General features: G+C 63.9%; 12 protein-coding genes and 1 tRNA gene. 7 read left to right on the forward strand and 6 right to left on the reverse strand.

Annotation, left to right across the window (positions count from 1 at the left end; translation table 11 throughout):
* The first annotated feature begins 1,066 nt into the window (after positions 1–1,066).
* From OH491_RS00245 to OH491_RS00265, 5 genes are all read left to right on the forward strand, one after another.
* Positions 1,067–2,371: a cytochrome ubiquinol oxidase subunit I gene (locus OH491_RS00245; protein WP_068773017.1), complete on the forward strand. Its 1,305-nt coding sequence runs from the start codon at positions 1,067–1,069 to the stop codon at positions 2,369–2,371.
* Entirely contained in the window at positions 2,368–3,381 is a 1,014-nt protein-coding gene (locus OH491_RS00250; RefSeq protein WP_068773016.1) for a cytochrome d ubiquinol oxidase subunit II, read from the forward strand. The genes OH491_RS00245 and OH491_RS00250 overlap by 4 nt, the downstream gene beginning before the upstream one ends.
* 270 nt (positions 3,382–3,651) lie before the next feature.
* On the forward strand, positions 3,652–4,098 hold the full coding sequence (locus tag OH491_RS00255) for a hypothetical protein (protein ID WP_068773015.1): 447 nt from the start codon (positions 3,652–3,654) through the stop codon (positions 4,096–4,098).
* Between the two features lie 203 nt (positions 4,099–4,301).
* The gene (locus OH491_RS00260; protein WP_068773014.1) at positions 4,302–5,240 is read left to right on the forward strand and encodes an ArsR/SmtB family transcription factor; all 939 of its coding nucleotides are present in this window, start codon (positions 4,302–4,304) and stop codon (positions 5,238–5,240) included.
* 212 nt (positions 5,241–5,452) lie between these two features.
* On the forward strand, positions 5,453–6,241 hold the full coding sequence (locus OH491_RS00265; protein ID WP_068773013.1) for a tRNA threonylcarbamoyladenosine dehydratase: 789 nt from the start codon (positions 5,453–5,455) through the stop codon (positions 6,239–6,241).
* 214 nt (positions 6,242–6,455) lie between these two features.
* On the opposite strand, the gene OH491_RS00270 is transcribed toward OH491_RS00265, so the two are convergent.
* The gene (locus OH491_RS00270; protein WP_145929120.1) at positions 6,456–9,422 is read right to left on the reverse strand and encodes an AsmA-like C-terminal region-containing protein; all 2,967 of its coding nucleotides are present in this window, start codon (positions 9,420–9,422) and stop codon (positions 6,456–6,458) included.
* A 410-nt stretch (positions 9,423–9,832) separates the two neighbouring features.
* Here OH491_RS00270 and OH491_RS00275 point away from each other — a divergent pair.
* Positions 9,833–9,907 (forward strand) — tRNA-Gly (locus OH491_RS00275).
* Positions 9,908–9,967: 60 nt separating this feature from the next.
* Here the strand turns inward: OH491_RS00275 and OH491_RS00280 are convergent.
* Both OH491_RS00280 and OH491_RS00285 read right to left on the reverse strand, forming a co-directional pair.
* Positions 9,968–11,992 carry a M48 family metalloprotease gene (locus tag OH491_RS00280; protein WP_068773011.1) on the reverse strand — a complete coding sequence of 675 codons (2,025 nt, stop codon included), beginning with the start codon at positions 11,990–11,992 and terminating at the stop codon, positions 9,968–9,970.
* A gap of 108 nt (positions 11,993–12,100) precedes the next feature.
* Positions 12,101–12,514 (reverse strand): hypothetical protein, encoded by a 414-nt coding sequence (locus tag OH491_RS00285; protein ID WP_145929119.1) that lies wholly within the window; start codon positions 12,512–12,514, stop codon positions 12,101–12,103.
* 298 nt (positions 12,515–12,812) lie between these two features.
* On the opposite strand from OH491_RS00285, the gene OH491_RS00290 reads away from it, so the two are divergent.
* The gene (locus OH491_RS00290) at positions 12,813–13,265 is read left to right on the forward strand and encodes a helix-turn-helix domain-containing protein (protein WP_068773009.1); all 453 of its coding nucleotides are present in this window, start codon (positions 12,813–12,815) and stop codon (positions 13,263–13,265) included.
* 27 nt (positions 13,266–13,292) lie between these two features.
* On the opposite strand, the gene OH491_RS00295 is transcribed toward OH491_RS00290, so the two are convergent.
* The 3 genes from OH491_RS00295 to OH491_RS00305 are packed head-to-tail and all read right to left on the reverse strand — an operon-like array spanning position 13,293 to position 14,536.
* Complete coding sequence (locus OH491_RS00295) at positions 13,293–13,709, reverse strand: hypothetical protein (protein ID WP_145929118.1); 417 nt, start codon at positions 13,707–13,709, stop codon at positions 13,293–13,295.
* Positions 13,710–13,743: 34 nt separating this feature from the next.
* Positions 13,744–14,157: a hypothetical protein gene (locus OH491_RS00300; protein WP_145929117.1), complete on the reverse strand. Its 414-nt coding sequence runs from the start codon at positions 14,155–14,157 to the stop codon at positions 13,744–13,746.
* Entirely contained in the window at positions 14,132–14,536 is a 405-nt protein-coding gene (locus OH491_RS00305; protein WP_068773007.1) for a hypothetical protein, read from the reverse strand. The genes OH491_RS00300 and OH491_RS00305 overlap by 26 nt, the downstream gene beginning before the upstream one ends.
* Between the last annotated feature and the right edge of the window lie 118 nt (positions 14,537–14,654).

Genomic DNA, 14,654 nt, shown 5'->3' on the forward strand with positions numbered 1-14,654 from the left:
GATTGGGAATCCCCTCACATCGCGCCCCGTTGCCGAGTGTGGCGTGGCGCGCAAGGTCGTGCGCTCCTGCGTCGCGCCTCCACCTTGCGCGCCACACCCGATCCGGCAACTACTGGGGCGCGGAGGTTCGCTGGCCGCTGCCAGCACATTGAGAACACGGCAAACGCCTCGTGACCGCGACCCGCCCATGGCTGGCGTTGCCAGCCCACCGGCTTGCGCGCCTCTTTTGGCTGGCAGGCGTTTCCACCCTTTTCCGCCCGCCCGTCCATGAAACCCACAGCCGGACGCGCCTGCCCAAACACAAACCACCTTTTGCGCGACCGGCGCGGACGCTCCGCACCAAGAATGCGATGCCGCGCCCCTGCAAACCGACCTGCCTGACGGAATCGAAAAAACACCCGTCGCCGCCATCATGCCGCCACCCGGCGCACGCGCACCAAGGCCGCAAACCACCCGCACCGGCCTGCCGTCATCACTTCAAAAGGCTTTCCAAACGGCGACAACCGCCTTTCCGCATCGCCGGGAAACCCCCGACCGACGGGAGGGCAACCGGCGGAAGAATCCGCGCCTTTGGCACGCAACAGCAACTTATGGAAACCCCAAAAATATCGGGACAAAAACGGGGCTCGACCAGCCGAACGGATTCCCGCATTGTCAGCGAATGGGAATTTGTATCCATGATTTGAATACAAATAAGGGGCTCACCCCGCGTCCAAGTCCCTCCGAAAGGTTGACAGAAAGTTGCCAAAAATGCTGTTTTTTGCTTCCCATGCCTGCCCCAACCTGCCACACTCTGCCCGTTCTAAACTATTAACCATCAAACAAGTCCGCTATTACGAGCGACTTATTCATGCCCAGCGTGCCGGCATCTTGCCGGCAGGTGGCACGGGCGACTCGCCTGTGAGTTTGGCGACGCTTCACGTCGTCTGCCGGCTGGAAGCCGGCGCTCCCAGTCGCTCACGCGGCTCCGCTTGGCTGGCACCACTTCCGGTTGCACTCATTTCCCAGTCCGGAAACTTTTGCGCCTTGCCGATTTTCCCGCCTCGAATTTTTCTCGGCACCGCTCATGGACAATCTCACCGCCGCCCGCGCCACCATGGCGTTTTCGCTGGGCTTCCACATCATTTTTGCCGCGATTGGCATGACCATGCCGCTGTTCATGTCGGCGGCTCACTGGCTTTGGCTGAAAAAGAAAAATCCGGTCTATCTCGAACTCACCCGGATGTGGATGCGCGGCGTCGCCATTCTCTTCGCGGTCGGCGCGGTGTCCGGCACGGTGCTCTCGTTCGAACTCGGGCTGCTCTGGCCCGGTTTCATGCGGCACGCCGGCCCGATCATCGGCATGCCTTTTTCGTGGGAAGGCACCGCATTCTTCCTCGAGGCGGTGGCGATCGGCCTGTTTCTCTACGGCTGGAAACGCATGCGCCCGTGGGTGCACTGGGCGACCGGCCTCGCGGTGGGCGTGACCGGCTTCATGTCGGGCATCTTTGTCGTGGCCGCCAACGGCTGGATGAACGCACCCTCGGGCTTCGACTGGATCGACGGCGTCGCGCACAACATCGACCCGGTGAAAGCCATGTTCAACCGGGCCTGGCTGCACCAGAGCATTCACATGCAGCTCGCGGCCTTGCAGGCGGTGGGTTTCGGCGCGGCGGGCATCCATGCGTTTCTTTATCTGCGCGGAAAAACCCGGGACGTGCACCTGCGCGCCTTGAAAATCGCGATGACCTTCGGCGCCGCCGCGTCGATCGCGCAACCCTTTGCCGGGCACTTCGCCGGCCAGCGTGTCGCGCAGCTCCAGCCCGCGAAACTCGCCGCCATGGAAGGGCACTTCGAGACTTCCCGGCGCGCGCCGCTCTACATCGGCGGCATCCCGGACGAGGAAACCCGGACGATGCGCCGGGGCGTGCCGATTCCCGGCATGCTGAGTTTCATCGCGCACGACGACATCAACGCCGAGGTCGCCGGTCTCGACCAGTTCCCGCGCGAGGACTGGCCCCCGGTTGTCATCACGCACATCGCGTTTCAAATCATGGTCGGCATCGGCATGGCGATGGCGCTGCTCGGCGTGCTGTATTTTATTTACGCGCGGCGTGATCGTTTCCCCGCGTGGTTTCTCCGGGCCCTCGTCGTCTTCACGCCGCTCGGCATGGTGGCGATCGAGGCGGGCTGGATCGTCACCGAGGTCGGACGCCAGCCGTGGATCATCTACAACATCGTCCGCACCCGCGACGCGGTCACGCCCGTGCCCGGCATGGTGTGGCATTTCGCGCTGTTTCTCGTGCTCTACATCGGGCTCGCGATCACGACCGTCTGGCTGTTCAAACGCCAGATCCAGACCGTGCAGAAAAAATTCGAGCAACAAACATGACCGACATCCTGATCTTCTTCATCGGCGCCTCGCTGCTCCTCTACGTGCTGCTCGGCGGCTCGGATTACGGCGCGGGCATCATCGAGCTGCTTCCGTCCGGCGCCCTGCGCGAAAAGCGGAAGCACGTCATCAACGAGGCGATGGGCCCCGTCTGGGAAGCCAACCACATCTGGCTCATCCTCGTCGTGGTGATTTTGTTCAACGGCTTCCCGACGATCTTCACCACGCTCATGACGGCGCTGCACGTGCCGATGCTCGCGCTGCTCGCGGGCATCGTGGTGCGCGGCACGGCGTTCACCTTCCGCCACTACGACGCGATCCAGGCCGAGAAATCCCAGCGCGTTTACACGCTGCTTTTCGGCTGTTCCAGCCTCTGGACGGCATTCTGGCTCGGCATCATTGTCGCCAGCCTGAACCGCGGCCTCATCGACACCGCCGCGCCCGGCGTTTACGCCGCCTACATCGCGCCGTGGGCCGGCCTGTATCCGCTTGCGGTGGGGGCTTTCGTCGCGTGCATTTTTCTATTTCTGGCCGGGATTTACCTCATCGGCGAAACGGATGACGCCGCGCTGCGCCGGCATTTCTCGCGCATCGCGGCATCGGCCAACGTGCTCGTGATCGTATCGGGCGGACTCGTCTTCGCCGCATCCGCGCAGGAAAACGAGAGCCTGCCCGCGCTGTTTTTCCGCAACCCGCCCACGCTCGTCGCCATGGGGCTGGCGACGCTCCTGTTCATCGCCCTCTGGCTGGCCGCGCGCAACCGCCGCGCCCATCACGCCCTCGTCACCCGCGTCATCGCCGGCGGGCAGGTCACGCTCATCCTGCTCGGCTGGTGGCTTCTCTACGCGCCCAACGCCATGATCACCGCGGGCGGCCCGCTTAATTTTTACGCCGAGGCCGCCCCGCCCGCCACCCAGCGCCAGCTCGTCATCGCACTGCTTGTCGGGAGCCTGTTCATCTTTCCCAGCCTGATTTTCCTCCTCCGCGTCTTTAAGGCTCGCGGCAGATAGCCGGGATGGCGGAGTCAGCTCCCTTCTTCTTTCCTCCTTATTCTTTATCTTTCCTCTTTCTCTTTCGTAAGGAGCGGGCGGGGAGAAAGAGGAAAGATAAAGAATAAGGAGGAAAGATTCCGGACGGTGGCATCGCTTTGGGTTACTCGGGGCGCATCGGCGCGCGGCCTATTCCTTGTCTTTCCTCCTTTTCTTTGTTTCTCTCCCCCCTTCCGTTTGCCGGAAGAACGGGAAGGTCGTCCCGGTGCCCGCCCTGCAACACCCATCGTCATGTGCGCTTTCCAACGCGATTATATTCTCCGACTCATCGAGCAACTCCGCGAGTTTCTCGCCGAGATCACGCGCCTGCGCGAAACGGGCAATTCCGAGCAGGCGCTCACCGCCATCATTCGCGCGCAGGAGCGTCTCTTCATCCGTCCCGCCGGCGAATTTCTCTCGCTGCCGCCCGACGAGCAATTCCGCCTTCTCACCCGCGCCGAGTCGCCCGCCGACGCCCGGGCAAAATGCCTCGCGCAAGTCGACCTTCTCGTCGAAACCGCGCGCGTCTATCTGGCCAGGGACCAGCCGGCCATCGCCTCCGGCGCGTGGCAGTTTGCCCTCCGCATGCTCGAACTTGCCGCGACGCTCGCGCCGGGCGAAGCCGGCGGCGACGCCGAAATAACCTCCCGCCTCACCGTGGCCCGGGCCGAGATCCAACGCCTTCAAAACCACATGTAGGAAAAATTCCAAATCACGAAATCCCAAATCCCAAAAAAAATTCCAAATTTCAAATTCCAAAAAGACAGGGCGAAGGCGTTTTCTTTGATTTTTTGGGATTTGTTCTTTGAGATTTTTTTGGGATTTGGGATTTCGTGATTTGGAATTTTCCACCTCATCCTGCGCTCGCCATTCGCTTTTCAACCTTCAGTCTCAGTCCTTGCATGAAAGCCTCTTGGGAAACACTTAAAATCCTCTCCGACCCCACCCGCGTGCGCCTGCTCGCGCTCCTGCTGCATGAGGAACTCTCCGTCGCCGAGTTGCAGGAAATCCTCGGCATGGCCCAGTCGCGCATCTCCTCGCAACTCTCGCTCCTGCGCAAAGCCGGCGTCGTCGAGGATCGCCGCGACGGCAAACGCGCCTATTACTCGCTTCCCGCCTCCCTCGAACCGCGCCAGCTCGCGCTCATCCGCGCCGCGTGCGATGCCGTCGCCGGCCAGCCCGAGCTGGCCGAGGACAACGAAAACCTCGGCCGCGTGCTCGCCCGCCGCCGCGCGCAATCCGAATCCTACTTCAACCTCATCGCCGGCAAACTCGGCAAGCATCACTGCCCCGGCCGCTCCTGGGAGGCCATCGGACATCTCGCCCTCCGCCTCACGCCCGCCATCACCATCGCCGATCTCGGCGCCGGCGAGGGGCTCATCTCGCAGCTTCTCGCCCGCCGCGCCGAGCGCGTCTGGTGCATCGACAACTCCCCGCGCATGGTCGAGGTCGGCACCGAGCTTGCCGCCAAAAACGGCCTCGCCAACCTCTCCTACAAACTCGGCGACATCGAGGATGTGCCGCTCCCCGCCGCCTCCGTCGATCTCGCCATCCTCAGCCAGGCGCTGCATCACGCGCAGCATCCGCAGAAAGCCGTGGACGAGGCATTCCGCATCCTGCGTCCTGGCGGGCGCCTCCTTGTGCTCGACCTGAAGGCGCACACTTTCGAAAAGGCGCGCGAGCTTTACGCCGACGTGTGGCTCGGCTTTAAGGAAAACGTGCTCCACGGTTTCCTGAAAAAGGCCGGATTCCAGCAGGTCGAGGTTTCGGTCGTGTCCCGCGAGACCATCGAGCCCAATTTCGAAACCCTCCTCGCCAGCGGCGCCAAGCCCGCCGCGTGATTTTTTGGGGATCAGGTCCCGCGACGTTTCCGGTGGCTAAAGGGGCGCGGGCATTCCTGCCCGCGAGCGGCGAAGCCGGCCGATTGAGTAGCGCGTCCAGCTTGGTCGCGGGTCGGCGGGTCGCGGGCAGGTTTCGAGCGGAACGGCAGTCCGCCAAGCCCGCGCTCCTGTTTCTTGACGCGTCTTCAGGCGCTCGTTTGGGTTTCCCGGACATGAGCGAATTTGAGCAGGATTATCTTGACCGTTTCGGCGGCATCGGACGGCTGGTCGGGCGCGCCGGGCTGGCGCGGCTGCGCGCGGCGCGCGTGTGCGTCATCGGCGTCGGCGGCGTCGGCTCGTGGACGGTCGAGGCGCTGGTCCGCTCCGGCGTGGGGGCGCTCACCTTGATCGACCTCGACGATGTGTGCGTGACCAACACCAACCGCCAGCTTCCCGCGCTCGACGGGCAGGTTGGGCGTCCCAAGGTCGCGGTGCTCGCCGAAAGGGCGCGGCTCATCAATCCGTCCGTCCGGGTGGAGACGCTGGCCGAGTTTTTCACGAAAGCCTCGTCCGCCCGGCTGCTCGACGGCGGCTTCGACTGCGTGATCGACGCCATCGACACCGTGTCCAACAAGGCCCTGCTCATCGCCGAATGCGTCTCGCGCGAGCTCGACTGCGTGACGGTCGGCGGCGCGGGCGGCAAGCGCGATGCCACGCGCATCCGCGCCGGCGACCTCGGCGAATCCACCGGGGACGAACTGCTGCGGCTCGTGCGCAAGAAACTGCGGCGCGACCACGGTTTCGCGCGTGGCGAGAAAAACCGCTACGGCGTGCGCTGCGTGTATTCGCCGGAGAAGCCGGTTTTCCCCTGGGCCGACGGCACCTGCGCCGCGGAGCCCGAGCCGGGAAGCAATCTGCGGCTCGACTGCGAGAGCGGCTTCGGCACCGCGGTGTTCGTGACCGGGGCCTTCGGCCTTGCCGCTGCCGGCGAGGCCGTGCGCCTGATCGCGGAACGCCCGTAAAACGGCCAGAAAACAGATTCCATAAAGAGGAGCGCGGGCATTCCTGCCCGCGTGGTTTGCCGGCTCATGCCAATCACCACCCAAACCTATAACGATGAATGGACGGCACGGAGGTCGTCCCTCATCGTAGCTGCATTGCATTTTTTTTTGGGGCGCATCTCCCTGGCGCGGGCAGGAATGCCCGCGCTCCTTTTTGATGCCTTCCCGTCTGCCCTCACTCCGGCTTTGGGCCGAGCAGCTTCGTGAATGAGGCCCAGCCCATTTGCAGGAGCGAGCCGTCCACTTTGAACGCTTCCACCAGCGGCGTGTAGCCGAGCGCGTCAGCCTCGTTTTTCAGGCGGTTCAACACGCGCAGGTCGGCGGCGAGATCGCCGCGCACGGCCATGTTGAGGTTGAGGTCGATCATTTGCCGCGCGAGGCGGACGCCTTGCGCGTTGCCGAGCGAGCCGGCGCCGGTCAGGCGCAGGTCGGGCGAGATGAGGCTGAGGTCCGTCACGGTGATATCCTGGCCCGGACGCCAGGCGGCATTGACGTTCAACTGGTCGAAATTGATCTCGACCAGCCGTCCCACGGTGTCGGCAATCGCGCGCGCGCGCTCCAAGTCGGCGTTTCCCTTGCCGAGCCCCGTAAGGCTGCCGAGGGTGTTGATGATCTTCGTCGCGGTCGAAACGGTTTTTTGCGCCATGCCGACATAGCCGGTGAGCGCGGTGGTGTTGAAGCCGTGAAACGTTCCTCCCCGGCTGGTGAGCTGCAAGTCGGCGGTCGCGGTGTCCGCGATTTCGCCGAGCGTGGCGGATTTGCCGGAGAGCGTGCCCTTGATGTCGAATTTCCCCTCGACGACCGGCTTCCGCCCGGCTTCGCCGGGAGCAAGGACGGACGAGGGATTGAAGCCGCTCATCTCGATATCGGCGCGGGTGTCATACGACTTCGCGGCGGCGGCGTCATATTTTAACGAACCGGAGACCTTCGCCTCGCAGCCGTCCGGCAGCGTGGCGCGAAGCGTCTCGACCGAAAGCAGCGCGGGGGTTATCTGGACCGAGCCAGTGAGGTCGCGGACCTCGATGTCCGCATTGTAAACGACTTTCTTGAGCGCGAGGTTGAGCCGGCCGGAGACGGCGTCCCAGGGCGCGGTCGCGGTGCCGGGGGCGTTTGGCTCCGCGGTCCCGGATACAGTCGGTTTCGCCGCGCCGCCGGTCGTGGCCGGCGTTTGTCCCGACGGGGCGAGCGCGGCGAGGAGCATGACGTCCTCCATGTAGAGTTCGTTGCCGACGAGCTGGGCATTGACGGCGTAACGCGCGCCGTCGGGCTGGATGCTGGCGGTGAGCTCGACGTCGGACTTGCGGGAATTGTGCTCGATGACGAGCGGCAGTTGCGCGTCGATCTTTCCGCCGTCGGCAAAATCGACGCGGAGGTTGCCGGCGATGCCCGGAAGGGGCTGCGCGCCGGCGGCGGCGAGGTCGGCAAACGCATAGCTCGCATCGACCTTCACGGACTTGCCGGCGGCGGTCGCGGTGAAATCCACGTCCGCGACTCCGCGCGAGAGCGTGAGCAGTCCCGCCGCGGCGGGCTGCGCGAGGAGCGCGGGCAGGTTCGCGTGGAGTTTTCCCGCGGCGGTGACAGGCAGCCCCGTCCCGCCGGAAGGCTGCGCGGCCTTGACGGAAAGCGTGGCGAGGGTGGCGCCCTCGCTGGTCAGCGCGATGTCAGAAAGCTCCGCCTGCCAGCCCGCCGGCGAATACCCGGCGGTGAGCATGGCGGAGACATCGAGCGCGCGCACGAGTTCATGACCGTCCCGCGCGACGGACAACCGGGGCAGCTCGACCGGCGCGGTCGAGCGCAGGACAAAGCAGCCATTTTGCGCGCTGGCCACAAACTCGCCGCGCACGGGTCCGCCCGCGACCGCCATGTCGCCAAGAAACGGCTGCGCCCAGGCGAGCGGCAATCCCTGCAAGACCACGCGCGCCAGCCCCATGGACGGCTCGGCGACCTTGAGCGCGCCGGTGTTGTGGTCGAGTTCGATCACCTGCAACGCCTCCACGGTCGCAACGGGCGCGCCGCCCGCGAGCGTCGCGGCGAAACGGTTCACGCGCACGGCGTCGCCGCGGTGCGAGAGGTCGAAGTCCGCCGACAGGCCAAGCGCGCCGACTGCGGCGAGCGCGGGCTCAAGCACCGCGAGCTTGTCCAGCGACACGGCAAGTCTGCCCACTGCCCTCGTGCGGGAGAAGGCGCGGTCCGACGAGAACGTGCCTTCGCCGCCGACCGAAAAGGCGGGCAGCGCCAGCCCGAGCGTAAACGGCGCGACATCGGTGTCGCGGATGTCGAGCGTCCACCTGCCGGTCAGGTCGGCGGAGCCGTCGATGTTGGCGGCGGCGAAATCGACGAGCTGCCTGCCGCCGTTCGCGTCGGGCAGTGAAATGTTCAGGGCGTAATCCTCGCCGTTCGCCTCGTGCGCGGCCGAGGCGCGCGCGCTCAGCCTGGCCCCGTTTGGAAACTGCCGGCCGGTGGCGGCGGCATCGGCGGAAACCGCGAGCGAACGGATGGTCCGCGGCGAGTCCATCGCGACCGCGATCACCGAGCGTATCGAAACTTCGGATACGGGGGCGTCCGCGCCCGGCAGCCTGGCGTCGGCGGAAAGCGTCACGCGCCCGTCGCGCCCCGAGCCAATTTGCCCGCCCTGAATAACGACCTCCGCGCGACCCGGACCGCCGCCGGCGGCCTGGGGGAAAACCACCTCGCCCGCGAGGTCGATGCGGTCCACCGTGAGATCCACCGGGAAGCGCAACAATTGAAAAATGCCTTCGAAAGGCCGCGACGCTTCCGGCGGCGCTTTCGTCCCGGCGGACGGCGATCCGCCGTTCGCGGCGAGTTCGACGGTCCAGCCCCGCGCCACGAGCGACTCGATGCGCACGCGTTCGCGGATGGCGCCGGGCAGGGACATTTTTATTTCGGCGGAGGGCAGGGCGACGGATACGCCGGGCTGCTTGAGGGTGAGGCCGCGCACGTTGATGTGCCCGAGGCCGATCGAAACCCGCTCGACGCTCGCGCTGGTGTCCGGCAGGCCCGCAAGGACGCGTCGCGCGACCATGGTTTGCACCCAAGGCAAGAATGCCAGCGCTACGACAAGCGCCATCAGGATTACCAGTGCGGCTAGGATTTTAAGCAGGCGGGACGGCTTTTTTTTCATGGCCAGGCGACGACAAGACAACAATGGCTGTAACTAGACCACGCTTTTTGCCGATTGTCACGATGCACCTCGCGCGCGGAAAATTTTTCACGCGGCGGGTATCGGTTCCGGGAAGGGCAGGGGGCCGACGCTCCTGCGTGCCGCCACTACATCGGGCACTGCTTTGACTCGTCCCCGCCATTTCAAAAGAGATTCGTCGCTGCTTTCGATAACTGAAGGCAACAAAAAATTAACCGCAAAGAACGCAAAGAGCGCAGGGAACAATTCTATTTTTCCATGAGTTCTTTGCGTTCTCTGCGGTTAAATAAGCAAACCAGCCATCGAAAATAGCGAGGATCCCCAAAAGAAAAGTTCGGGATTGCAGCGGAAGGCGCGATGCGTTGAATCAGGCGCGTTTTCCACCGGCTCAAGCGGGCATAGTATATCGGCTATTATGTGTGCTTCCCAAGCATGAGAGGAGGGTTCGACTCCCTCTGCCCGCACCAGCCGCCAGTGGGGAACAGGGGTGTAGCAGTGGGGGGTAATGGCGTTTGGCTACATTTTGGCTATAGCCGGGGGATGCCCGCCCATGACGGCTTGACCGCGGCGGATTCCGTGTCCGCCGGCATCGGCACGGGACAGTCGAGCGAATCGGCGATGGCGCGAAGGAGGTCCAGTTCGCCGGGCAATACTTTCCCGTCGGCCAGGACGACCCGCGCGGCCGCATCCAGCACCCGGCGTTTCGTTTCGGCGGGAGCGGCGGCCAGCCGGTCGAGCGCGGCGTCCACGCTGGCAAAGTCGAGCGCCGCGCCGGATACATGCTCCCATGCGACGGAAAAGCGGCGGCCTGCGGGGCCGGGCTGGCCGGCGGCGGCGAACGCGGCGCGCGCGGCGGCCTCATCGCGGGTGTCCGCGCCGGAGCCATGCCAGGCCAGAAACGCCATCACCAGGCCGGTGTCGTCGGCTGTCGTCCGCGCCGGCTGGCTCCTGTGGCGCGCGCCGGCGCCACCGCCGGTCTCCAGCAGGTGATGCCGGATCACGCGCATCAGCGCGTATTCAAAAACGGATATGCGGTCGTCGCATTCGGCCAGTCGCGTGACGGTGGCGGCGGTTTCGGCGGCGCGCCGGCCCGGCAGCATGCGGAGCGCGGGCATCGCCAGCTGGGCGAGCGGCAGGCGCGCGGCCTGCGGCAAGGCGAGGAGGTCCGGCTCCAGGCGGCGCACGATGCCGGTGGCGATGCCGCTTTGCAGGTGCAGCATGTCCCATTGCGCGCGGCGCGCCTGCGTGTCGCCGGCGAGCAGCAGGCCGGCCACGAGCGCCGGGGCCTGCTGCGGGTCTCCGGCGGCGTCCCGCAGCGCGGCGGGGATTTGCCCGATGAGCGTCCTGGCCCGCTCCATGGCGCGCGGGCCGGGCATCCCCGCGCTCGCGGTGAAGGATTCCGCCGCCGCCATGACCGCGCCGCCCCCGGCAAACGCCGCCGCGCCCTCGACCCGCAGCCGGCCCGAGGCCAGCGTCTCGCCGATGATGCGGGCCGCCTCGCCCGTGTTGATCGCGTGGATGCGCGCCACCCACGTGGGATGGGTGGCAAACCAGGCTTGCAGCCATTCGATTCCCGGATCGGCGAAGAAAAAATGCCGTAATTGCCGCGCCGGGCGGCTGGTAATCACCGCGCCGTCCGACGTGCCGATTTTTTTCAGCGCGCCGATGATGCCGGACGGATTGCGCGTGAACTGCACCGAGGCCGCGTCGGCCAAAAATTCCCGCTGCCGCGAAATCATCGCCTGGAAAAGCCTGCCCGCGCACCAGCCCGCGTAGCCGAACGCCGCCACCGCCAGTCCCGCCGGGATGCGCACCAAGGCGACCAGGAACGTCATCCCGAAAAACACCGACTCCCCCAGGTGCCGGTCGAGCCTGGACGTGAATTTGTCCTCCTTGCCACTGTGGTCGCCGAGCATGGCCTCGCCGACCGTGCCGACGCACTGGAGCCCGGCCAGCAGCGCCGTGAGCAGCACGTTCAGGCGCATGTCGCCGTTGAGGATGTGGCTGAATTCGTGCCCGATCACGCCCTGCAACTCGTCGCGGGAAAGTTCCTCCACCGCGCCGCGGGTCACGACGATGACCGCGTCGGACGGCTTGAGGCCCGCCGCGAACGCGTTGATCGCGCGCTCGCGGTCGAGCAGGAACACCACCGGCATCGGCATGCCCGAGGCGAGCGCCATTTCCTCCACGACATTGAGCAGCCGCCGCTCCATCAGGTCGTCCGTGCCCGGGCGCACCCAGCGCGCGCGCAGCAGCTTCGCCACCACCGCGCCGCCGCCGCTCAATTCCCGCCATTTGCGCCATGCCGCTCCGGAAACAAGCAGCGCGGTGCCGAGCAGCAGGCCGAGGAACAGGCGCGGATGCCAGAGGCCGACCGGCGGGCCGGAGGTTTCGCCGGGCCGCGTGGCGAGCAGGCTCTCCCAGAGACCGAGCGCGCCCGCCGCGAGCAGGTAGGCGGCGAGCACGACGGCCAGCACGGCCGCGGCCATGAACACGAACAGCCGGACGGTGTTTTTTCGCGCGCGCGCCTGTGCATCAAAAAAATTCATCATCGCGGACGAATTAACAAATCGCTAGAAGTTTGCACTCTCGTTTTCTGCCGCATGGCCGGCATCACCCAAATCCAAGGCACGGAGGCCGTCCTTCCATCGTCTTGGCGATCAGGCACTGTCTGCCGGGGCCATCACCGCCCGCGACGCACGGCAATACTCGCTCAGCGACTCGTCCAGCTCACGCAATGCTTCTTCCAGTTCCCCGGCCCAATGCGACCGTTGCCGCAGCGTGACCAGCCGCCGCACCACCCGGTTCAACCGCTCGGCCACCCGCGCCTCACACTGCCCGTGCCTCATGCCCGCCAGTTCCACCAAAGCCATCGCCGCCTGCGCGTTCCCCACCGCTTGGGGTGAAATGTCCGGCCAAAACCGCGCCACCCAGCCATCCTGCGTTTCCTTGCGCTCGACCAGCCATCGTCCTTCCGCGATCGCCCGTCGGGAATAGCAAACCACATCGCCCCGCACATCATACGCCTCCTGCCACGCCCCGTCCTCGCGGGGCGGGTATGCCGTTTGGTCCAAGATTTCATCCGGGGCTGGCGGGGCCTCGTTCGCCCCTTGAGCATGGCTCGCCCTCACCGGTTTCGCCGCCCGCCCGGCCTCCCATTTCGCCGCCGCCCGCCCGATGATCCGCTCAAAATACGCCGCCTCCGCGCGGGCATCTGGATCGCTCGCATTTTTCCCACGCTCAGCGTGCTCAGAAGCAGGTTGGTGAGAGGAGTATTCATGAGGTCTTGTGATTTAAAAAATCACTATGTGACACTAAATTTCACATCAATATCAAAATTGCTTTTTTTCAACATGTGTATTTTTTAGTCACATGAGCAATTTTTCAGAGGCACTCACCTCGGCCTTAAACGACACGACCCAAGGTGAATTTGCCGCCCGCATGAGCATCGACCGCACGGAAATATCCCGCTATTGCAGCGGCGCCAAAACCATCACCCGCGAGCGGCTCCTGCGCATCCTCCGTGCCATAGACAACAAAACCAAGCGGCTGCACCTCCTCCTCGCTTACTTGAAGGACGAGGCCCTTGTCGGCATTCAGGCCGACATTCATCCCGGCGACTATGCCATCGCGCCAAAAAAGCCCGCCAATGACAACATCCCCCCTCTCGACCTGACCGCGGACATCGACACTATCGTGGCCCGCTGTCTCGCCCCCAACGGCCAGCCCGTCCGCGACCTGCTCCGTGCCCTTGCCGAGTTTATACACAAGGAAAACCTTTCCGCCGCCCACGCAAAAGCCAAGCCGCAGCCTCCCCGCCGCTAGATGTTCAATTCCCGGGTTGGTTCGCCGCTATTTCCGGTGTCCGGAACGAGAAGGTTTGAACAGCAAGGGCACAAAGACGCGAAGAGAAACTGCGCGGGGTTCTTTTATAAAGGCGGCGAGTGATTTTTTTATGAAAACAATCACTTTTACGTCTCTTCCGTTTTTGCGCCTTCGCGTCTTGCTGTGAAAACCCAACCTAATTGCTACCTGAAAATCAACAAACAGCGTCCCGACCCCTTCGGACTTTCCCCGGTTTGGAAAGAAAATAAGGGATCCGGGCGAAGCGGGATGCCCGATACCATTTACCAATAAAAACCGACTTTCGCCGGAGGGCCGAGCTCCCGCGAGGCCGTCGCGGTTACATGCGCCGGATTTCGGCAACGGCTTCGGACTTCCTTTCGGAACTTCAATGGTCAGTTTTTCAACAGCGCTTTTTGTATTCATAAGGCGGAAGGATTATACATCCGCCTTCTCATTCCTACTTGTTCGGCTTTTTTAGTCCTGCTCGGAGGGAAATTAGCCCGCCAGCGAAAATCAGGATCAGAAAGCCAAAGCCAGACGCGTAGTCCCGGAAGGCGCTCAGGGCTTCGGGTGCCATCATTCTCCTGAGGTCATCGGTAGCGAGGAGACATGCGAAGGTAACAATCAAGAACGCGGTAAATCCGGACGAAGATAAAAGCACCAGTCCGGTGTCGCGAAGCTTGCAACGATAGCCGCTGAAGGCGAACCCCGCCCAAAGTCCAAGCAGCGCTGGGACCAAAAAACCGACCATCACGATGCTCTTTCCACCCAACGACGGTAGCTCCATGAACGCCAGCAGCGCCACCGAGTAGAAAAAGAAGCCGGCGACGACATAGCAAATAATGCTAAACACCCTGGCCAGCATTGTCATGAGTGCGGGCGGAGAAAAACTCGCTCGCTTTCGGGCGAAACAGGAAGAACACGACCACGACAAAAACAATGGCGCCCGGTATCATTGCCGGTTTCATGGGTGAAGTGACGATGCCGAAGATGAACCCCAAGATGCCCCAGACGACATACAGGAATCGCGCCCACGCTTTTCCGCGAAGCATGAAGATGCCTGAAAGCAAGGTGACGAGCAGGCCGGCAAACGAAATCGCATACTGAATCGGGATGGGAACTGGATTCTTGGCCATCAATTCGTGCACCATCGGATTTCCAATCGTCACGCCGGTGGTGACTAGAGAAATTCCTCCCGAGACAATTAGAAACCACGATATTACTGTGATCGAAATTGGTCTAGTTTTCATATTTTGCCGAATAGTGTCGTAGGCCAAACTCAATTTGGCCTTTTGGGTTTATACATAGCGGAGACACATAGTATCTTTTCCATTGCCGGTCAACATGTTGTTTTTAGGGTCGGGCTTT

It is taken from the genome of Termitidicoccus mucosus (assembly GCF_038725785.1).
Lineage (GTDB): Bacteria > Verrucomicrobiota > Verrucomicrobiia > Opitutales > Opitutaceae > Termitidicoccus > Termitidicoccus mucosus.